The following is a 19,689-nucleotide window of genomic DNA, read 5'->3' as shown; positions in this document are numbered from 1 at the left end:
AAGGGTCAAGGTGCGGCCGTCCCGAGATCGATGGCGAGCCGCTCCAGCGGCGTAACGGCCTCGACGATACCCGCATCCAGAAGGAACTGCTCGAAGCGCAGGTAACGCCCCTGGTCAACGGCCCCGGGCTGCAGGGTCAGGCGAGGGAAGACCTCGGCCCACACTTCCAGGCTGATGGGATCGGCGAGTGCGGGCTCGGCTCTCTCCAACAGCCTCCAGGCCTCCTGCGGATGGTTGACGATCCACAGGGCGGCCTCTTCGAGAGCCGATACCATCCGACGAACGGCATCACGCTTACCGTTGAGCTGGTCACGATTGGCCATCAGGATCAGGCCATCATGGGCGGGCAATCCGTACGCCTCGATTGGCAGCGTTCGAGTCATCACCCCTTCATCGGCCAGTTGCCTGGGAAGCAGGAAGCGATGATGCACCATCATCCCATCGATTCGCTGTTCACGCATGGCATCGAGGGCCGAGTAACCGACCTCCTCGAGTTCCACCAGTCCCAGGCCATTGGCCACGCCCAGCAGCTCCGTCAGCAAGCTTGCCAGCAGCACATCGCGGCCGTCGGCATCGGTAAAGCCGATGCGCAACTCCTCGAGGGGAGTCTCGCGTTGCTCGCCATCGAGGCTATCGCGCAGCACCAAGCCTGAAACGGGAGCCGCCACCAGGGTAGCCACACGCACCAGGGGCATCCCTTTGTCGGCCAGCAGGTGCAGCTGGGGCTGGCGTCCTAGCGCCAGGTCGGTGCGTCCTGCCGCCAGAAGCTTGGTGGGTACGCTGGGATCTGCTGGCATTATCAGCGCTACATCCAGGCCGCGACGCGCGAACATACCCTTTTCACGCGCCACCAGCAGGGTGGCGTGCTGGGGGTTGAGATACCAATCGAGGGTGACCGTCAGGCGAGTCGTAGGCGGCGGCACGATGGGCTCGGCAGGCTCGCTGACCACCGAGGGCACTTCCAGTGCCGGCTCGGCCCGACGCTCCTCCTCGACGGACGGCTCGGTCGGCAGCAGGCGTTCCCCCCCTTCCGGGCGCAGCACCGCATGAGGCACTTCGACCACCGGAGAGGCTTCGCTTGGCGCCAGTGTTTCAGCGTCGCGCAGCAGGGGAGGTACCTTGACGAGGCTATCGAGCTGCAGCGGGGGCGTGGGGAGCGGCACGGCATCCCTGTCGGCTTCGGCCGGAAGCTGCAGGGAAAGCGGCATGATCAGGATGGCGATCGTTCCAGCCAAGGCGCGAGCCATGCAACTTCGATGAGGCTTGGCCATGGATGGGGAATCTCCAGGAAAACGTAAGTTTCAGTGAGCGATTAGTCTATCGTTGTCATGCCGGCCATGGCTAGCCGAGGTGTTGCCTGCTCGACTACGGGCTCTCATGGCATAATGGGGCCCTTCAGCTCGAGGTCATGCATGGACACCATCAATACCCTTTTTCTGCTTTCCGGTTTTCTGATCGCCCTCAGCGTCGTGGCTAGCCGTATTTCGTCAATGGTTGGGCTGCCACTGCTGCTGATCTTCCTGGGCCTGGGCATGCTGGCAGGCGAAGAGGGAATTCTGGGCATCCAGTTCGACGACTATTCGCTGGCGTTTCTTATCGGTCATCTGGCGCTAGCCATGATTCTGCTTGACGGTGGCCTACGGACCCGGCTCAAGACCTTTCGTGTCGGCTTCAGGCCCGCCTTGTCCCTGGCCACGCTGGGTGTGTTCGTCACCAGCGGCGTGGTGGGGCTGTTCGCCATGTGGATCTTCGACCTCTCCCTGGTGCAGGGGTTGCTGGTCGGCGCCATCGTCGGCTCGACGGATGCGGCCGCGGTATTTTCGATGCTGAGTGGCCGAGGCGTGCATCTCAACGAGCGTGTGAGCGCCACGCTCGAGATCGAATCCGGCACCAACGATCCCATGGCCATCTTCCTGACCCTACTGCTGGTCGAGCTGTTGGTGGGAGACATTCGCGGCCCGCTCGAGACAGTGATGTTCATGGTGCTGCAATTCGGCCTCGCCACGCTGATCGGCCTGGGTGGTGGCTGGCTGAGCGCCAAGCTGTTGCGCTGGCTCGACCTCGCGCCCGGGCTCTATTCACTGCTGGCCCTGGGCCTGGGCTTCTGTGTCTTCGGCGCGACCAGTTTCCTTGGAGGAAGCGGCTTCCTGGCGATTTACCTGACCGGGCTGATGATCGGCAACCAACCGGGCCGACACCTCAACTTCATTCTCCCCGTCCACGATGGGCTAGCCTGGCTGAGCCAGATCGGCCTGTTCCTGATCCTGGGTCTGTTGGTCACTCCATCGGGATTGCTCGAATTCGCCCTGCCGGCCTCGCTAGTGGCGCTGGTCTTGATATTCGTCGCACGGCCGCTGGCGGTACTGATCACCGTCAAGCCCTTCTTCCGCTTTCGCTGGCGCGAAATTGGCTTCATATCCTGGGTGGGGTTACGGGGGGCAGTTCCCATCGTACTCGCCATCTTTCCGGTCATCGGTGGCGTGGAGAATTCCGCGCTCTACTTCAACGTTGCCTTTGCCGTAGTGCTACTGTCCCTGCTGGTTCAGGGAGGCACCTTGCCGTTGATGGCACGCTGGACGAAGGTGGAAATCCCCATGGGAGTCACCCCGAACCATCGGGGACCGCTGGGTATTCTGCCGGAAAACGATTATGAGATGTTCGTCTACAACGTGGATAACCAGGACCTCGAGGATGTTCCCATTCGTCTGCTGCGCTTTCCCTCCGGCGCGGTGATTTCGGCGCTCTTCCGCCAGCACGCCATGCTGCATCCCAAGGGCAGTACACGACTGAAACCGGGCGACATCATTTGCGTGATCGGGCGCAGCGAAGACCTGCCGGCACTCAATCGGCTGTTCAGTGGCGATGCCAAGCTCAAGCGTGAGCGTGCCTTCTTCGGTACCTTCACTTTCGATGGCGATGCCTTGATGAAGGATATCGCCAGCGTCTATGGCCTGACGCTCAGCCCCGGCGAGAGCGAGATGACACTTGCCGATTTCGTCTCACTGCGCGTTGGCGGCCATCCCGTGGTCGGTGACGATATCGACTGGCACGGCATTCATTGGGTCGTCAGCGAAATGGACGGCAACCGTGTCACCCGGGTCGGCTTGCGCCTTTACTAGGCTCAAGTTTCTGGCAAGCACCGCCATCATGATCCTTCTCATCGGGTTGGCCTTGATCATCGGTTTGTTGATGCTGACCTTTTAATCCACTCGTGTTCGAGACAGTGATCTGGCTCTATTTTTTTCCTTGAATCGACCTTGAACATGCAGACCCAGCCTCACATTCGCTACTATCGTGTCTATACGTACAAGACGTAGAGGCTGGAGCTTGCGATGTTGCTCTCGCATCAACAGTGGCTCGCGCTGCTGATAGGCCAAATAAGCGGCACGTTTCTGTTCATGATCCTGCGCTGGCCCCCCGCTGTCGATCACGACCTGTTCCTTGCCTTTGGCGGGATGCTGATACCCACGGCACTGGCCTTCATCGGTGCTCTGCTTGGACGGATACACAGTCGGCAAGGGGCAACGCTAGGCATGGTAATTGGCTATGTCGCGTTCTTCGCGCCGGCCAGTGTGGTCATGCTTGGTAACTGAAGCCGCATCAGGGGCAGATAGCACTGCGCCCGGCGATGGCCGGGCGCAAAGGGTATGACTGAGCATGAAGGCAATCAGCCGGGGATCGCAAAGCTCGCGGCGTTGAGCCATAGGTGGGTAGCGACACTGGCCGCATAACCCAAAATGATCACCGGCGCCCAGCGAAGGTGGCCCATGAAGGTGTAGTTGCCACGCGCCTGTCCCATCAACGCAACACCGGCAGCGGAACCGATCGACAGCACGCTGCCGCCCACCCCGGCCGTCAGTGTGATCAGCAGCCATTGTCCATGGGACATCTCGGGCTGCATGGTCAGTACGGCGAACATGACCGGGATGTTGTCGACCACTGCCGAGACCAGGCCCAGCACGATGTTGGCCCAGGTAGGGTTCCAACCGTAGTAAAGCGCCTCGGAGAGCAGTCCCAGGTAGCCCATGAAGCCCAGGCCACCCACGCACATCACCACACCATAGAAGAACAGCAGGGTATCCCACTCCGCCCGCGCCACGCGATTGAAGACGTCGAACGGCACCACGCCGCCCAGTTGCGCCAGCTTGCGCTCGTCGCCCCGAGCCGTATAGCGAATGCGCTTGCGCTCCAGCGAGCGGGGCAGGCTGCGGCGCAGGTAGTAGCCGAAGAACTGCAAATAGCCCAGACCGGTCATCATGCCGAGCACCGGTGGCAAGTGGAGCAGGGTGTGGCAAGCGACAGCCGTGGCCACCGTGAGCAGGAACAGGGCAATGATCCGGCGCGCACCACGCTTCAGCCAGACATCCTCGTAGACACCTTCCGGCTTGCGGTTGTTGATGAACAGACTCATCACCACCGCAGGTATCAGGAAGTTGACCAGCGAAGGCACCAGCAGCGTGAAGAACTCGTAGAACTGTACGATGCCGGCCTGCCAGACCATCAGCGTGGTGATGTCACCGAACGGGCTGAACGCACCACCGGCGTTGGCTGCAACCACTATATTGATGCAGCAAAGGTTGATGAAGCGCTTGTCGCCCTCGGCCACCTTGGTCACCACCGCGCACATCAACATGGCCGTGGTCAGGTTGTCGGCAATGGGCGAGATCACGAAGGCAAGTCCGCCGGTCAGCCAAAACAGCTGCTTGTAGCTGAAGCCCTTGCGCACCATCCAGGAGCGCAAGGCATCGAACACACGGCGCTCGTCCATGGCGTTGATGTAGGTCATCGCCACCAATAGGAACAGCATCAGCTCGGTGAATTCGAGCAGTGTTTCGCGGAAGGCGTGTTCGGCCTCGTTGGGCATGCCGGCCTGGACATAGACCCAGCCGATCATGCCCCAGATCAGACCGGCCGCGACCAGCACCGGCTTGGATTTGCGCATATGCAGCTTTTCTTCGGCCATGACCAGTGCGTAGGCGAGGACGAAGATGATCACGGCAAGGAAACCGACCGCCGAGGCGGTCATCTCCAGGCTGCCGGTCACAGCGAGCGCGGCAGGGCTGAACAGCATTGCAGAAAGTGCAAGCAGCAGTGCGCCCGGCCACCGGGAGATGCCCCGGAGCCTGGCGAGAGAGCAGAAGCCAGTTGGCATGGATGGGTACCTGAGTGAAAGTTTAGGGGAGGGTTAAAAGACCGCTCCATTCTATCACTCGATATTGCTTTGCAGTATAGAGAATAAGCCTAACAATTAGCCTTAAAAAGAAAAAAGCCCCTGAAAAATCAGGGGCTTGAAAAAGCAATGGCGGAGGGACAGGGATTCGAACCCTGGGAAGGCTCTCACCTTCGCCGGTTTTCAAGACCGGTGCATTCAACCGCTCTGCCATCCCTCCGGCTCACGGGGGCGAATATTACCAGTTATGCTCATGAGGTCAAGGGCTGGGAGCCAGGTACTGCCAAGGAGTTCGTATGCCGTGCCATGTAAACCCGGAAGTGAAGCCGACGCCGGCCGTGGCTGCGGCAGTGGTACACCAGGGCAGGGTGCTGATGGTACGGCGCCGTCGTGCACCCAACGCCGGCATGCTCGCCTTCCCGGGAGGTCGAGTGGAGCCGGGTGAACCGCTGCTGGAGGCAACCCTGCGCGAATTGCACGAGGAGACCGGCATCGTTGCCGAACCAGAGCGTGTGCTGACCGCCATCGACCAGTTCCAGCACGACGAACAAGGCAACCTGTCGAGCCACTTCGTCATCGTGGTGGTGACCTGTCGCTGGATGAGCGGGAGCGCGGTCGCCGGGGACGATGCCAGCGAGGTTCACTGGCTCGATGCCGCTCAGGTGAGCAGCGAACCGAGCCTCTGCGCCAGTACCCGGCGTGTCGCCGCCGACCTGCTTGCAGGCAGCACGAGACGATGAAGGTTCGTTGAGTCTTGTAGAACTAAGGACTTGCGTCGGGAACCAACCGACGGCATCCTTGGTCAACTGCAGAGATCAAACCAAGATCAATCACAGGGAGCTCTGGATCAATGGCCTATCACGACACACATGTGGCCCAGCACTCGTCACAGGCCGTCAGCGCCAACAAGGTGCTGCGCAATACCTATGCGCTACTGGCAATGACACTGCTGTTCTCCGCCGTCACAGCGGGTGCCGCCATGGCCATGGGCGTCGAGCGGATGAACATCTTCGTGTTCTTCATCGGCGCATACGGCTTGATGTTCCTGGTACACAAGACCGCCAACTCGGCTACCGGCCTGCTGGCAACCTTCGCCTTCACCGGCTTCATGGGCTTCACCCTCGGCCCGATCCTCAGCGCCTATCTGGCCCTGCCCAACGGTGCCGCGTTGATCATGAACGCCCTGGCCATGACCGGGCTGACCTTCATCGGCCTCTCCGCCGTGGCACTGGTATCCAAGAAGGACTTCAGCTTCCTGGGCAACTTCCTCCTGGCAGGCGCCATCGTGCTGATCCTGGCCATGGTGGCGGGCCTGGTCTTCCAGATTCCCACCCTGATGCTGATGGTATCGGCCGGATTCGTGCTGTTCGCCTCGGCCGCCATTCTCTACCAGACCAGTGAGATCGTGCACCGCGCGGGTGAGACCAACTACATCCTGGCCACCATCACGCTGTACGTCTCGATCTACAACCTCTTCATCAGCCTGCTGTCGCTGCTCGGTATCATGAGCAACGACTGAAACCAACAGGTCCAGGTATCGCCAGGCCCCGCCGATGCGGGGCCTGCGTGTTTGAGAAAGCAGGAACTGCCATGCGCTATGGTCTACTCGTCGAAGGGGCGCCTTACAGCAGCCAGGCATCCCATTCCGCACTGCGCTTTGCCGCAGCGCTGATAGCGAAAGGGCACCAACTGGAGAGTGTCTTCTTCTATCATGATGGAGTCTACAATGCGGCACGCTTAGCCGCGCCCCCCCAGGACGAACCCCACCTGTACGATGCCTGGTGCTCGCTACACGCCGACTACGGCACGCAACTACAGGTCTGTATTGCCGCCGCACTGCGTCGTGGACTGCTCGACGCACGGGAAGCCGACCGCCATGGCAAGGCAGGCCATAGCGTCGAACCTCCTTTCGAGCTGACGGGGCTTGGCCAGTTGATCGACCTGGGGCAGACGGTCGATCGCCTGGTGACCTTTGCCCCCTGAGGAAGCAACGATGTCATCAAATGCCAATGTCAGCGGCGATCTGCTGGTCATCCTGCGGCATGCGCCGCACGGCAGCAGCTGGCTTCGGGAAGGGCTCGATGCGGCATTGGTCGCCGCCGCCTTCGGCCAGTCGGTAAGCCTGCTGTTCCAGAGCAATGGCGTCCTGGCCCTGGCCAAGGGGCAGCAGGGCGGCCCTCTAGGCCAGAAGGGCACCGCGGCCACGCTGGACATGCTGGAGATGTACGATATCGAGTCGCTCTATTTCGACCTGGAGGCATGCGAACGCTTCGGGCTTGTCCAGCACGACCTGCTGCTTCCTGCTGCCGGCGTCGATGCCAATTCGATCCCTCAACTGATTGCCGGGCATCGGCTGGTCCTGACATTCTGAATGGCGACGATGCTACTGCGAGGATGCCCATGATCCTGCATATACTCAATCGACCACCCAGTTCGAGCCTGGTCTATCGCGATACGCTCGCCGCCATGGGAAGCGAGGATCGACTGCTGCTGATCGAGGATGGCGTATTGGCTGCCATGACGGCACAGGTTCGCCACTTCCAGGCGATAGACGGCCGCCTTTTCGCTCTGCGCGAAGACCTGAGTGCGCGGGGGTTGGAGGGCCAGTGCGACGCCAGCGTCCAGGTCGTCGATGTGGATGGCTTCGTCACCCTGACCGAAGAGGCCGACAAGACAGTGAGCTGGTTCTGATGGCTTCCGCCGAGATCGATCGCTACCTGAGGGTCGGTACCGAGAGTATCGCGCTCGACCCCGAAGGCTATCTCGTCGACCTGTCGGACTGGACGCCGGCCGTGGCCGAGGCTCTGGCCACCGAGGAGGGCCGCGAGCTGACCGCGGAGCACTGGGAGGTGATCGAGGTGATTCGCAGCTTCTACTCGCGCTACGAGGCGTCGCCGGCCATGCGCCCGCTGGTCAAGGCGGTAGGCCAGGCACTAGGGCCGGAGAAGGGCCGCTCGCTGCACCTGATGAAGCTCTTCCCAGACAGCCCCGCCAAGGTGGCGGCACGACTTGCCGGGCTGCCGAAACCCGCCAACTGTCTCTGACGGCCGCGACATGAATTTCCTGGCCCATGCCTGGCTTGCCCGTGGCGGTAGCGACGACTTCCTCTACGGCAACCTAATCGCCGACGGCGTGAAGGGAAGCGACCTGTCGGCGTGGCCGGCCGAGGTTGCCAGCGGCATCCGTCATCACCGTCGTGTCGACGCCTTCGTCGATACGCACCCGGTGGTGCTCGCGGCACGCAGGCGTGCGCCTCAGGAGTATCGCCGCTACGCGGGCATCGCCCTCGATCTGGTGTGGGATCATTTCGTGGCACGGGAGCTCGCACTCGACAGGCACGAATCCCGCCTTGTGCTACGCAGCTACCGGGTGCTCGGCCGCCATCCCGCCCCGGCCCGCCTGGAGCGCATGGTTCCGGCGCTGGTCGCCCAGGACTGGCTACATCGCTATGCCGACTTCGGCTTCACCTGCGATGCGGTACGCGGTATCGGTCAGCGCCTCTCGGGCCCTAATCGACTGGCGCCATTGGTACCGTGGCTGAAAGAGGATTACCCCGACCTCGAGCGTGACTTCCGCCGCCTGTGGCCGGCGGTCACCGATGTGCTCGAGATTCCCGATCCCAGAGCCGGTTCGATCGAGCCGACACCACACTCCCCACGGTTCCGGGCTCGTCAGCTCGGTGGCATCTCGTCAGTGATTATCCAGGTGCGGCTCGTGGCTGGCTGAGATCTTGCATTGCGCACGCGCTTTCGGCTCGCAGGCACGCGCGAGCAGGTGAACCAAGATGATGGAGGCACAGACCGGCACGGCGATCGCTACCCAGGACATCGGAAACCCGAGCGTGTCGGCACTGAGCCGTGCCTGGCGTGCAATGAAGCCGCGTGTCGTATCCATTCCTGGGCCGAATAGGCTGAAATAGACCACCGGCACCAGGAAAATCAGCACTGCCGTGCCGCGTACGAGCGCCGCGAGCTGCATCCAAAGCCTTCCTTTGTCGTGAAAGGGATCCTGGACGAGCGCCGGGTCGGCTTTCGACTTGAAGGAAAGAGTGGCGCCGAGCAGCCCACTCCAGACCATCATGTAGCGGGCCATTTCCTCTGTCCAGGACGGTGGAGCACTGAAGGCATAGCGCGCCACGACCTGAATGGCCACGAACACCAGCATGGCCGTCAAGCACAGCACTGCAAGGCGCCGGGTTAGCCAGTCAAGCCGATCACTGAAGATGATGATTGAGCGGTACATATCCGGTACACCCTGTCATGAGCATTGATGATTGCAGCCTCGAACGCTATGCGACTCGGCTGCAATCCTCGACAAAGACGTCGCGCACGCCAAGCTCAACGGGTACGTTCAGCGAGTCCAGACCAGGTCTCCACCTGTTCCGGCGTCAGAGTCGTATCATGGTAGGCCGGCTGTGATAGCTCGCGAAATTTCTCCCTCGCTTCATCCGACAGCACCATCACCTCCACACCGGCGGCCTCGAGTTCTGCCAGTGCTCTTGGCGTGGCTTCCTCCAGCCAGGCGCGATTGGCCTGGTTGGCAATGTAGACGGCCTCATCGACTATTTGCCTCTCCTCATCGTCCAGGCCCCGATACCAGTCGTCCGACACGAGGACGGCGCGCAATGCATTCATGACATTGGCATCGGTGAAATAGCGCACGATGTCCGTCTGCCCGAACATGATGGGTACGAGTGGCGTATTGATGTAGCCGTCGACGATACCTGTCTGCAGGGCAGCGGGAACTTCGCCCCAGGAGACGATGGTGCCATTGGATCCCCAGGCCCTGTAGAGGGCGATCTGGGCATCATCGAGGGCGCGCATCCTCAGGTCGGCCATGTCGTCAGGCGTGGTGACGGCCTTCCGTGTCGTGATGATGCCCGAAGGTGGGCCGAGCGGTACGATCGCCAGTAGTCGAACGCTGGCGTGTGCGATGTCATCATTGATCCGTGTCAGCACATCGCCTTCGGCCAAGGCCCGGTCCATGTGGGCCACACCATCAAACAGGTAAGGTAACCGTACGCCGAAGATGAATGGGTCGATTCGTGCGATCGAGTTTACATCCGATAGCGATACTTCCAGCAGCCCCATTGCTATCTGATCGAGCTTTTCCGCTTCACCGCCAATGGCGTCACGCGGTAGCTCCCTGGCCATCAGGCCCCGCTCGTTGAGCGCTTCGGTGAAGTGGTGTGCCCAGACATAGGAGCCCGACTTCTCGAGATCCGGTGGGCTGTCGAGGGCCACCTTGATCTCATTGCTCAATGCTGCAGTGGGCAGTGTGATAAGGGCGGTGGCAAAGGCTAGTTTTTGCAACAGTTTCATGGCGTGTCTCCTTTGTGGTTATTATCGTCAATCTACTTTGAAGCCGAATATTCGCGGCAGTATCAGACTGATCTCCGGGAAGAATGCGATGATCAACAGGGTGACGATCTGCACGGCGATAAACGGAAGGGTTGCCAGGGCAAGCCGCCAATAGTTCAGTTTCGCGATAGCCGCCACCACGATAAGACACTTGCCCAGGGGTGGCGTTATCAGGCCGATGCAGAGGTTGAAACACACCACGATGCCGAGGTGTACCGGGCTGATGCCCTGCAGCAGTGCAGTGGGGGCGAGCAGTGGGACAAGCAGGGTGAGCGCCACGGGCGTGTCCATGAACATCCCGGCGATGAGCAGAACGGCGATGAGCAGGATGAGGTATCGAGTCCCGGTGAGTCCCGCTGATTCCACCCATCCTGACAGCAATTGCGGCCAGCCGAGCAGTCCTGCCAGATAGCTCAGTACCGCGATTGCGCACAGAATGATGAAGATTGCCCCCGTCAAGCGGGCCGTTGCCTCGGCAGCCTCATAGAAGAGCTTGGATGTCATTCCTCCCAGGAACCTGCCGACCAGGATGGCGGCCACAACTGCCAGTGCGGCGCCCTCGGTGGGAGTTGTCAGGCCAAAGACGATACTACCGAGGATAATGATGGGTATGGCCAGGGCGGGGGCAGCTCTCAGGAAGCTGGCTCGGAGAGGCGGGATATCGAGGGCACTGCCGCCAGGATGATCCTGTCGCCGTGCAAGCCAGCCATTCATGCCGAACAGCATGCTAGCCAGCAGCAGGCCGGGAAGGATGCCGGCCACGAATAGCGCTGCAACCGATGTGCCGGTCAATCCTCCATAGATGATCATGATGATGCTAGGCGGGATAATGGGGCCGATCATGGAAGAGGCGGCAGTGATGGCTCCGGCATAATAGGGCGAGTAACCGCGCTCCCGCATGGCGGGAATCAAGGTATTCGACACCGCTGCCGCGTCGGCCACGGCGGAGCCTGATATACCGGAAAAGAACAGGCTGGTCATGATATTGACGTGCCCCAGCCCGCCCTTGAGGCGTCCCAGCAGGGCCATAGCAAAGTCGATCAAGGCTCGCGTTACCCCGGTCCGGTTCATCAGCTCTCCGGTGAGGATGAACAACGGCATGGCCATGAAAGCGAAGACATCCAGCTGAGAGAAGATGCGTTGGGGAACGATGGCCAGGTACTGAGGATAGCCCGCTGCAATGAATGCAAGGATCGCGGTGGCACCCATCAGGTAGGCGAACGCAGTGCCGGTGGCGAGGAATACCATAAAGGCTGCGATAACGTACGCCATGGCTGACTCCTAGACCGGTACGGACACCGACGTTGCGGAATGGCCGTCGTTCGACCCCGGCGGTGCCGTGACGATGGACTTCAACTCCGGTGTGGGTGCGGAAAGCCTGGCCAGGTCCGGCTTCGGCCGACGTGTTGTCGGTATCGATTCGAAGGCCTGCTCGATGGCATGAGCGGCCTGTAGCAATTGGGCGTCACCCCTGAACTTGCCGATCACCTGTATGCCGAATGGCATGCCGGCATGGTCAATGCCACATGGCATTGACAGCGCCGGGTTATTGGCCAGCGTGACGACATAGGTGAGTGCCAGCCAACGGTAGTACGGCGAGAGCGACATGCCATCGATACGGTCGGCATAGGGTTGCTGCCAGCCGAAGGGAGTGATGGGTGATACCGGGGCAAGCACCACATCCACATCGGCCAGGGTCTGTTGGAAGCTTCGAAAAAGCCGCGTCTGTTCTGCATGTGCCATGGCCCGGTCGGCCAGGGTCATGGATGCTCCGATCTCGTAATTGACCCTGACGTCGGGGGCGAGGAGTGCCGGGTTTCTCCTGTAGTCGTCATGGAAGGCGGCAACGAAGCTCTCGGCGCGAACGACGTCGAAGCATTGGTCAGCCTCCCTCAAGTCGAAATCGAGTGGCCGGCATTCACCAAACAGTGGCGCAATTTCTTTCATGCGTTCGCGGAATACCTTGCGGATGTCGCTGTCGACGGCGCACACGCCGAAGTCCTCGGTATAGCCCACACGTAACGAACTCAACTCCGGTGGAGCGCATGTGCCGAAGCTGGCAGGGTCATGTCTCGCCGAAAGCGGGTCGCGTGAGTCACAGCCGACCATTGCGCGAAGCAGTAGGCAGAGATCATCAACGCTCCGGGCCATGGGTCCGAGCAGTGATATCGATGACCAGCCCAATGAGCGGGTCGCGTGTGGTACCAGGTCCGGAGAGGGGCGAAAGCCCACGACGCCACACAGTGCGGCCGGGATGCGCAGCGAACCACCGGTATCGGATCCGGTGCACAGGGGGAGCATGTCGAGAGCGAGTGCTACCGCCGATCCCCCCGATGACCCGCCGGCATTCAGCATGGGATTGAAGGGATTTCCCGTGGCTCCCCATACCGGATTTCTGGTATTGGCGCCGGCTCCCATCTCCGGCACATTGGTCTTGCCGACCACGATGGCTCCGGCGCGACGCAGTGATGCCACCAGGGGGTGGTCGGCAGTGGGAACGTGATCCCGAAAGCGAGGAGAGCCATAGGTCGTGAGCAGGTCCTGCGTTTCCTGAAGGTCCTTGATCCCGATGGGCAGACCGTGCAGTGGACCAATGGGTACGCCGCTACGCAGCTGACGCTCCGCTTCGCGTGCTTCTTCACGGGCCCGTTCATAGCAGGTAGCAGTAATGGCATTGACTGCCGGGTTCAGTCGTTCGATCCGTGCAATGCAGGATGACAGGATCTCGACGGGTGACACTTCCCCCTGCCTCATCAGGAGCGACAGTTCGTTGGCTGAAAGGGGCGCCAGGAGGTTGTCTACAGACATGAATCACGCCTCAACCGAGTAAAGGGTCTAATGATTGCCATGACTCGAGCGTACGCAGCGGCATGGAGGCGGACCAATGAAATCTTGCGGCCAGCACATTACCAAAAGGTAATGCCATCGGGTGGTAAGTCGTTCGTCGATGTCACAGGGGGGCGAAGCGTGATTGCCGACTGGCCTGTTCCAGACACTCGCGAAACAGATTGGACGTCGCGTTGGACGACTCCCTCTTCCAGTAGCAGCGGGCCTCCGAGAGTACGCCTTCCATCTGTAGTGGCAGGATGGTGAGGTCACCCTTTCCAGCATGGTGCCGTGCGAGCCATTGGGGCATGAGGCTGATAAAGGGAGAGATACGCATGAGCTCGATATTGAGTGGGAGCGACGTGGACTCGACATGACCGGGTGGGAATGCGAGCCCCGACCTGGCAAGGAAAGCATCGATGCCCTGTCGTGCCAGCGATCCCGCAGCGGGACTGATCCATGGCCAGGCGACCGCATCCTTCCAGTCGATATCCTGTCGCCCAGCCAGTGGGTGCTGTACACCGGCCACCAGCAGAATGGGTTCGCGTAGCAGGGTGGCCTGCTCGATCCCCTCGCGGAAGACGGGCTCCCATACCCGGGCGATCAGCAAGTCCAGCCCGCCGCTTTCCAGCATCGGTAACAACTGATTGAAATGGCCTTCCACGACCGAGACGATGGCAGGCGGTGCGGTGATCTTCAGTAGTCTTATCGCTTCCGGCAGCAGGGTGGGGGCTATCGAGGTGACGACGCCGACCACGACACGGCCGCCAAGACCTCGATGCAGGGCATCGACATCGAACTCAGCCCGTTCGATCTGCTGTACGACCTCCCTGGCATGTGTGGCCAGCCTCTCCCCAATAGGCGTCAAGACGATGCGGTTGCCCTGGCGTTGCACGATGGGAGTCTTCAGGGCACGCTCGATCTCGCCAATCTGCTTGGAAATTGCAGGCTGAGTGACGTTCAACTCCTGCGCCACACGACTGACCTGCCCCATTTCGGCCAGCATCGCGATCGTGCGCAGGTGCCTGAGTTTCAATATCTGTTTGAAAAAGCGCTTGATGTCTTGGTTGGATTCCGGCATCTCGGTGCTCTCGATTGGCGCCATGGGGATAACTGGCATATGTTGACCCTGACCTATCATATGGGTTGGGAGCCAAACATAAATGAAACCCGCAATTGAAGCGTTGATCGATGCCTTGGGCGAGCAGGCCGTGGTGCATGGAGCCCAGGTCGCACAGCGTGCTACGAGCTACTGGGATGCGTCCCCCACCCAGGCACTTGCGGTGGTCAAGCCGCGTGCCACCGACGAGGTCAGTACGGCGCTCGAGATTTGCCATCGATACGACCAGCCCGTCGTCACCCAGGGCGGGCTGACGGGGTGCGTCCAAGGCGCAGTGGCCTCCAGCGAGGAGGTCATCATCTCGCTGGAGCGCATGAATGCCATCGAATCCATCGATCCGATCGGAGGGAGTGTGACGGTCCAGGCGGGCGTCACCTTGCAGGCCCTGCAGGAGTCGGCACGCGAGCACGACTGCCTGTTTGCGCTGGACCTGGGGGCACGCGGCAGCTGCACCATTGGTGGCAACGTGGCGACCAACGCCGGCGGCATCAGCGTGATGCGCTATGGCATGATGCGAAGCCAGGTTCTCGGCCTGGAAGCGGTGCTCGCCGACGGCACGGTGATGTCGAGCATGGACGAGGTGCTCAAGAACAATGCGGGCTACGATCTCAAGCACTTGATGATCGGTACCGAAGGCACGCTCGGGATCGTGACCCGGGCGGTACTGCGCCTGCACCCCTTACCGAGAAGTTGCAATACAGCCCTCGCTGCCCTGACTTCCTTCGAGGCGGTGACGCAGCTGCTGACAGAAATGCAGAGAAACCTGGCAGGCACACTGAGCGCTTACGAGGTGATGTGGAACAGCTACTATCAAGCGGCTACCGAACCGGGAGGGCATCCGCCGCTATTGGACCGAGAGTATCCGTTCTATGTCCTGTTGCAGGCAGAAGGTGCCGACCATGAGCGCGACGCGGCTCTCTTCGAACGTCTACTCGAAGGAGCGCTGGAAACCGGCATGATCATCGATGCGGTGATCCCGAAATCCGAGGCCGAGCGTCGCGCCCTGTGGGATGTGCGCGAGAATTTCGAGGCCATGCTCGCGGGGCGAACGACCTTTCTCTACGACGTGAGCCTGCCGATCCGGGAAATGGACAGCTATGCGGAAGCCGTCAGACAGCGAATCGTCGCTCGCTGGCCCACCGCTCGCTGTATCCAGTTCGGTCATATCGCCGACGGTAACCTGCACCTCTTCATACAGCCCGGGAGCGAGGATGCCGATCACTTGGCAAGCGACGAGGCGGTCTACTCGCCCTTGCTCGAAGTGGGAGGATCGGTGTCGGCCGAGCATGGTATCGGGGTCGAGAAGAAGGCCTGGCTTGCTCGGAGCCGAAGCGATACCGAGCTCAAGCTCATGCGAAGCCTCAAGCGTGCCTGGGACCCCAAGAATCTGCTCAACCCCGGGCGGGTGTTTTCGCTGTAGCGTCCGGTTTCAGTCGTCCCTGAGCCACAGGCACTCGATCGTGTCTCCAACCTCGATGCACGAATCGGCCGGGATTGCCGCCAGCGCGTCGGCCCTCACGCAGGAGGAGAGCACCCCCGACCCCTGATCCGCGAAGGCGTACGCCGTAATGCCATGCTCGCTCATGTCCAGGCTGACCCGCATGTAATGCCGCCGAGGCCCGGTGCGGGTGGCGAAGGCGGCCCGTGCCGGCAGCATCGGCAGGCTGGCCAAGCGAGGGCAGGCGAGCAGGGCACCCATCAGAGGGCGCAGGAAGAGCCAGGCGGCAACGAAGCTGGAAACGGGATTACCAGGCAGGCCGACGAAGCGCACTTCGCGCCCGTCGCTGGCGGGGAGTCTCCCCAGCGCCAGGGGCTTGCCGGGCTTGAGTGCCAGACGCCACAGGTCGAGCCGGCCGATGGCCTCGAGGGCAGCCTTGACGTGGTCCTCCTCGCCAACACTGACACCGCCGGTCGAAACTACGACATCGGTCTGCTCGGCGGCGAGCGCCAGCATGGCTCGGGTGCCATCGGCGTCGTCGGGCATCGTGGCGATGAAGGTAATCTCGGCGCCGAACCGCTCCAACAGGTCTCGCAGCATGGGGCGGTTGCTGTTGTAGATCTGTCCCGGCGCCAGCGGCCGACCCGGTTCGACGATCTCGTCACCGCTGGTGAGCAGGGCAACGCGTGGCCGCCGGCGTACCGACACCTCGACGATGCCTTGGCTCGCCAGGTGCCCCAGAGCTGCGGCATCCAGGCGTTGCCCGCGGTCGAGCAGCACGGCGCCGGCCGCCACGTCGGTGCTACGGGGGCGTACGTTGTTGTCCGCCGGCACCTGCGCCGGTATCGAAGCCTCGTCACCGCTGACTTCTACCTTCTCCTGCATTACCACGCAATCGGCGCCGGGCGGCAGTGGGGCGCCGGTGAAGATGCGCGCGCAGGTACCGCGGTCGAGGGGTTGCGCCTGGCTGCCCGCAGCGATGCGCTGTCTGATCGGCAAGCGCCTGCCGGCGTCCTCATGGTGCAGGGCATAACCGTCCATCGCGCTGTTGTCGAATGGCGGCACGTCGAGCCGTGCGATGACCTCTTCGGCCAATACGCGGCGGCCGGCCTCTTCACAGGCCACGCTTTCTGGGTCGACTGGCGTGACGTCCTTCAGCAGGGCGGCAAGAGCCGCCTCGACGGACTGCAGTTCAGACATGCTGGCCTCGCCCGGGAATGACCAAGTTGGCAAAGTTGCACGGCTTGTGCCGGCTATCGAGCTGTTCGGCGAGCAGGCCGTCCCAGGCCGTGCGACAGGCACCGCTCGACCCCGGCAGACAGAAGACCACGGTGGCGTTGGCCAGCCCACCGAGACAGCGGCTCTGGATGGTCGAGCTGCCGATTTCCTGCCAAGAGAGTTGGCGGAACTGCTCGCCGAAACCCTCGATGCGCTTGTCCAGCAGCACCGAAACCGCCTCCGGCGTGGAATCCCGGCCGGTAAAGCCGGTGCCGCCGGTGGTCAGGATCACCTGGATGTCAGGGTCGGCGATCCATTCGGAGACTACGGCACGGATACGGTAGATGTCGTCGATGACGATGCGCCGCTCGGCCAGCTGATGCCCCGCCTCGGTGAGCCGCTCGGCCAGCAAGGCACCGCTGCGGTCACTGTTGAAGTCGCGGGTATCGGAGACGGTCAATACCGCAATCTTGAGCGGAACCATGGCCTCGCTCATGATTGCGACTCTCGCTTGCGCGCCTGCCGCGCCTCGAAGGCGGCCTGCTGCTCCGGAGTGGCTTCGTGCTGGTACTTGGCCTTCCACTCCGCGTAAGGCATGCCATAGACGTATTCGCGTGCGGTCTCATAGTCGAGTTCGGCCCCCTGCTCGTCGGCAGCGGCCACCAGCCACTTGGACAGACAGTTGCGGCAGAAGTCGGCCAGAATCATCAGGTCGATGTTCTGCACGTCCTTGTTGGCGTCCAGGTGCTGAAGCAGGCGACGGAAGGCGGCGGCCTCGAGTTGGGTGCGTGTGGCGTCGTCGAGATGCTGCATGACATTGGCTCCTGGTTGAGTCGACTCAGGATAACAAAAAAGACGTATCCATTTGACGAATCAGGTGGTGTCACCACGCGTGCAGACCGAGAGCACCACCGCATCGTCATCGCTTACCGAGACCAGCGCGTGGCCCATGTCGCTGTCGAAATAGATGCTGTCGCCACGCGACAGCTGCAGCGGTTCATAGAATTCGGTATAGAGCTGGATCTCGCCCTCCAGCACCATCAGGAACTCTTCGCCGTCGTGGCGCACCCATTCGCTGAACTCATCGAAGCTGCGCGCCCGTACGATGGTCTTGAAGGGAATCATGCGCTTCTGGGCCAGCTCGCAGCTGAGCAGCTCGTGCTCGTAGGTCGGCGTCGGGTGGCGCTGCCCATCGCCCTGGCGGGTCAGGTCTCGTCGGCCCATGGTGCGTGGCTGAGCCTTCGGTGGTGTCAACAGCTGCGGCAGGTCGATGCCCAGGCCGTTGATCAGTTTCTGCACCGCGGTGAACGTCGGCGAGATCTGATCGTTCTCGATCTTGGACAGCGTGGAACGCGCCAGGCCGGTACGCTGGCTGACATCTTCCAGCGTCCACTGGTTGGCCAGGCGTATTTCCTTGAGCCGTTCACCGAGACGCAGCGGCTCGACGAACGCTTTGCGTCCCGAGGCGATGCGCAGTGCGGCCTGCTGGTCGGTAGTGGTGGACATTGATGAGTTCACTATAGGAAACAGAGTTTCCCGAAGCGTACCACAGAAGGGGGCCGCGCACCGGCCGGAAGGCGCCTTCACGATGCGTGTAACCGACACTTGCCGGCTCTGATTCAACCTTCGAAGGGCAGGCCGATCAGCGCCTTGACGTGTGCCTCGGCGCTACGCCCCAGAGAATCCAGGTCGTAGCCACCCTCCAGCACCGAGACCAGTCGATTGTCGGCATACAACGCGGCGATGTCCAAGGCCAGCCGGGTGATCCAGTAGTAGTCCTCGTCTTCCAGGCACAACTCGGCCAGGGGGTCGTCGCGGTGGGCATCGAAACCGGCCGAGACCAGTACCAGCTCGGGCTTGAAGGCGTGTAGCGCCGGCAGCCAGTCGTCCTCGATCGCGCGGCGGAAGGTGGCGCTGTCGGTACCGGCCTCGAGGGGCGTATTGACCACGTTCTGCCATTCGCTGCGCAGGTAGCGCCAAGGGTAAAAGGGGTACTGGAAGCTGGTGCAGATCTGGATGTCCGGATCGTCCTTGAAGATATCGATGGTGCCGTTGCACTGGTGTACGTCGAAATCGAGGATGGCGATACGGCGTGCCCCGTAGCGCGCGCGAGCATGCGCCGCGCCGACGGCGACATTGTTGTAGAAACAGAAGCCCATGGCGTCAGTGGCTTCGGCATGATGGCCAGGCGGGCGCACGGCGCAGAACACGTTGTCCGCCTGGCCGCGATAGACCTGGTCGACGCCTCGAATCACCGCGCCCGCTGCCACGCGGGCGGCATCCAGGCTGTCGGGGTTCATCAGGGTATCGCCATCGAGACTGACGATACCCGATTCAGGGACGCACTTGTCGAGTGCGCGCAGGTGGCGCAGTGGATGCACGCGCCCCAGTTCCTCCTCGGTGGCCGGGCGGGCTTCCGATTGCATGGTCTGCTGCAGCAACCCGCTGAGGGCCAGGCGAGCGCGAATGGCTTCGAGCCGCAGGGGGCTTTCGGGGTGCTCCGGGCCCATATGGTGAAGGTCGCAATCGGGGTGCGAGATGAACGCCGTGATCATAT

22 protein-coding genes and 1 tRNA gene are annotated in these 19,689 nt (G+C 61.9%); 10 read left to right on the top strand and 13 right to left on the bottom strand.

All coding sequences use genetic code 11. From position 1 onward, the window contains the following. Positions 1-5: 5 nt before the first annotated feature. Entirely contained in the window at positions 6-1,247 is a 1,242-nt protein-coding gene (locus tag ACUY1T_RS01110; RefSeq protein WP_446019878.1) for an ABC transporter substrate-binding protein, read from the bottom strand. Between the two features lie 165 nt (positions 1,248-1,412). Between ACUY1T_RS01110 and ACUY1T_RS01105 the strand changes: the two genes are divergently transcribed. Together ACUY1T_RS01105 and ACUY1T_RS01100 are read left to right on the top strand one after the other, a co-directional pair. After that, positions 1,413-3,119, top strand: a complete 1,707-nt coding sequence (locus tag ACUY1T_RS01105) for a potassium/proton antiporter (RefSeq protein WP_446019877.1) — start codon at positions 1,413-1,415, stop codon at positions 3,117-3,119. A gap of 213 nt (positions 3,120-3,332) precedes the next feature. After that, entirely contained in the window at positions 3,333-3,593 is a 261-nt protein-coding gene (locus ACUY1T_RS01100; protein ID WP_446019876.1) for a hypothetical protein, read from the top strand. Positions 3,594-3,667: 74 nt separating this feature from the next. On the opposite strand, the gene nhaD is transcribed toward ACUY1T_RS01100, so the two are convergent. Next, positions 3,668-5,152, bottom strand: a complete 1,485-nt coding sequence (nhaD, locus tag ACUY1T_RS01095) for a sodium:proton antiporter NhaD (RefSeq protein ID WP_446019875.1) — start codon at positions 5,150-5,152, stop codon at positions 3,668-3,670. Between the two features lie 148 nt (positions 5,153-5,300). Continuing rightward, positions 5,301-5,390, bottom strand: a tRNA-Ser gene (locus ACUY1T_RS01090). Positions 5,391-5,466: 76 nt separating this feature from the next. On the opposite strand from ACUY1T_RS01090, the gene ACUY1T_RS01085 reads away from it, so the two are divergent. From ACUY1T_RS01085 to ACUY1T_RS01055, 7 genes are all read left to right on the top strand, one after another. Continuing rightward, entirely contained in the window at positions 5,467-5,910 is a 444-nt protein-coding gene (locus ACUY1T_RS01085) for an NUDIX hydrolase (protein WP_446019874.1), read from the top strand. 110 nt (positions 5,911-6,020) lie between these two features. Then, positions 6,021-6,689, top strand: a complete 669-nt coding sequence (locus tag ACUY1T_RS01080; RefSeq protein ID WP_446019873.1) for a Bax inhibitor-1/YccA family protein — start codon at positions 6,021-6,023, stop codon at positions 6,687-6,689. A 71-nt stretch (positions 6,690-6,760) separates the two neighbouring features. Next, positions 6,761-7,153, top strand: a complete 393-nt coding sequence (gene tusD / locus ACUY1T_RS01075; protein ID WP_446019872.1) for a sulfurtransferase complex subunit TusD — start codon at positions 6,761-6,763, stop codon at positions 7,151-7,153. A gap of 10 nt (positions 7,154-7,163) precedes the next feature. After that, positions 7,164-7,541 (top strand): sulfurtransferase complex subunit TusC, encoded by a 378-nt coding sequence (gene tusC, locus ACUY1T_RS01070; RefSeq protein ID WP_446019871.1) that lies wholly within the window; start codon positions 7,164-7,166, stop codon positions 7,539-7,541. A gap of 29 nt (positions 7,542-7,570) precedes the next feature. Beyond that, positions 7,571-7,861, top strand: coding sequence for a sulfurtransferase complex subunit TusB (gene tusB / locus ACUY1T_RS01065; RefSeq protein WP_446019870.1), 291 nt, complete (start codon positions 7,571-7,573; stop codon positions 7,859-7,861). After that, positions 7,861-8,214, top strand: coding sequence for a TusE/DsrC/DsvC family sulfur relay protein (locus tag ACUY1T_RS01060; RefSeq protein WP_446019869.1), 354 nt, complete (start codon positions 7,861-7,863; stop codon positions 8,212-8,214). The genes tusB and ACUY1T_RS01060 overlap by 1 nt, the downstream gene beginning before the upstream one ends. A 10-nt stretch (positions 8,215-8,224) precedes the next feature. Beyond that, positions 8,225-8,896: an acyl carrier protein phosphodiesterase gene (locus ACUY1T_RS01055; protein WP_446019868.1), complete on the top strand. Its 672-nt coding sequence runs from the start codon at positions 8,225-8,227 to the stop codon at positions 8,894-8,896. On the opposite strand, the gene ACUY1T_RS01050 is transcribed toward ACUY1T_RS01055, so the two are convergent. From ACUY1T_RS01050 to ACUY1T_RS01030, 5 genes are all read right to left on the bottom strand, one after another. Continuing rightward, on the bottom strand, positions 8,861-9,412 hold the full coding sequence (locus ACUY1T_RS01050; protein WP_446019867.1) for a TRAP transporter small permease: 552 nt from the start codon (positions 9,410-9,412) through the stop codon (positions 8,861-8,863). The two genes, ACUY1T_RS01055 and ACUY1T_RS01050, sit on opposite strands and share 36 nt — an antisense overlap. Before the next feature lie 95 nt (positions 9,413-9,507). Further along, complete coding sequence (locus tag ACUY1T_RS01045) at positions 9,508-10,491, bottom strand: TRAP transporter substrate-binding protein (protein ID WP_446019866.1); 984 nt, start codon at positions 10,489-10,491, stop codon at positions 9,508-9,510. 27 nt (positions 10,492-10,518) lie between these two features. Beyond that, positions 10,519-11,802, bottom strand: coding sequence for a TRAP transporter large permease (locus ACUY1T_RS01040; RefSeq protein ID WP_446019865.1), 1,284 nt, complete (start codon positions 11,800-11,802; stop codon positions 10,519-10,521). A gap of 9 nt (positions 11,803-11,811) precedes the next feature. Next, complete coding sequence (locus ACUY1T_RS01035) at positions 11,812-13,338, bottom strand: amidase (protein ID WP_446019864.1); 1,527 nt, start codon at positions 13,336-13,338, stop codon at positions 11,812-11,814. A 142-nt stretch (positions 13,339-13,480) separates the two neighbouring features. After that, positions 13,481-14,437 (bottom strand): LysR family transcriptional regulator, encoded by a 957-nt coding sequence (locus ACUY1T_RS01030; protein WP_446019863.1) that lies wholly within the window; start codon positions 14,435-14,437, stop codon positions 13,481-13,483. Positions 14,438-14,519: 82 nt separating this feature from the next. Here ACUY1T_RS01030 and ACUY1T_RS01025 point away from each other — a divergent pair, with 82 nt between their 5' ends. Then, positions 14,520-15,896 carry an FAD-binding oxidoreductase gene (locus tag ACUY1T_RS01025; protein WP_446019862.1) on the top strand — a complete coding sequence of 459 codons (1,377 nt, stop codon included), beginning with the start codon at positions 14,520-14,522 and terminating at the stop codon, positions 15,894-15,896. Between the two features lie 9 nt (positions 15,897-15,905). Here the strand turns inward: ACUY1T_RS01025 and ACUY1T_RS01020 are convergent, their stop codons facing one another. The 5 genes from ACUY1T_RS01020 to ACUY1T_RS01000 all read right to left on the bottom strand — a co-directional run bounded on the left by ACUY1T_RS01020 (position 15,906) and on the right by ACUY1T_RS01000 (position 19,687). Beyond that, the gene (locus ACUY1T_RS01020) at positions 15,906-17,114 is read right to left on the bottom strand and encodes a molybdopterin molybdotransferase MoeA (RefSeq protein WP_446019861.1); all 1,209 of its coding nucleotides are present in this window, start codon (positions 17,112-17,114) and stop codon (positions 15,906-15,908) included. Beyond that, positions 17,107-17,628, bottom strand: coding sequence for a molybdenum cofactor biosynthesis protein B (gene moaB, locus ACUY1T_RS01015; RefSeq protein ID WP_446019860.1), 522 nt, complete (start codon positions 17,626-17,628; stop codon positions 17,107-17,109). The genes ACUY1T_RS01020 and moaB overlap by 8 nt, the downstream gene beginning before the upstream one ends. Then, positions 17,625-17,945 (bottom strand): DUF1244 domain-containing protein, encoded by a 321-nt coding sequence (locus ACUY1T_RS01010; protein ID WP_446019859.1) that lies wholly within the window; start codon positions 17,943-17,945, stop codon positions 17,625-17,627. The genes moaB and ACUY1T_RS01010 overlap by 4 nt, the downstream gene beginning before the upstream one ends. A gap of 60 nt (positions 17,946-18,005) precedes the next feature. Then, positions 18,006-18,638, bottom strand: coding sequence for a helix-turn-helix domain-containing protein (locus ACUY1T_RS01005; RefSeq protein WP_446019858.1), 633 nt, complete (start codon positions 18,636-18,638; stop codon positions 18,006-18,008). 113 nt (positions 18,639-18,751) lie between these two features. Further along, positions 18,752-19,687 (bottom strand): histone deacetylase family protein, encoded by a 936-nt coding sequence (locus ACUY1T_RS01000; protein ID WP_446019857.1) that lies wholly within the window; start codon positions 19,685-19,687, stop codon positions 18,752-18,754. Positions 19,688-19,689 lie beyond the last annotated feature (2 nt).

Source organism: Billgrantia sp. Q4P2 (assembly GCF_052806135.1).
The sequence above is the reverse complement of the archived record's forward strand: the minus strand, read 5'-3'. Positions and strand labels throughout refer to the sequence as shown.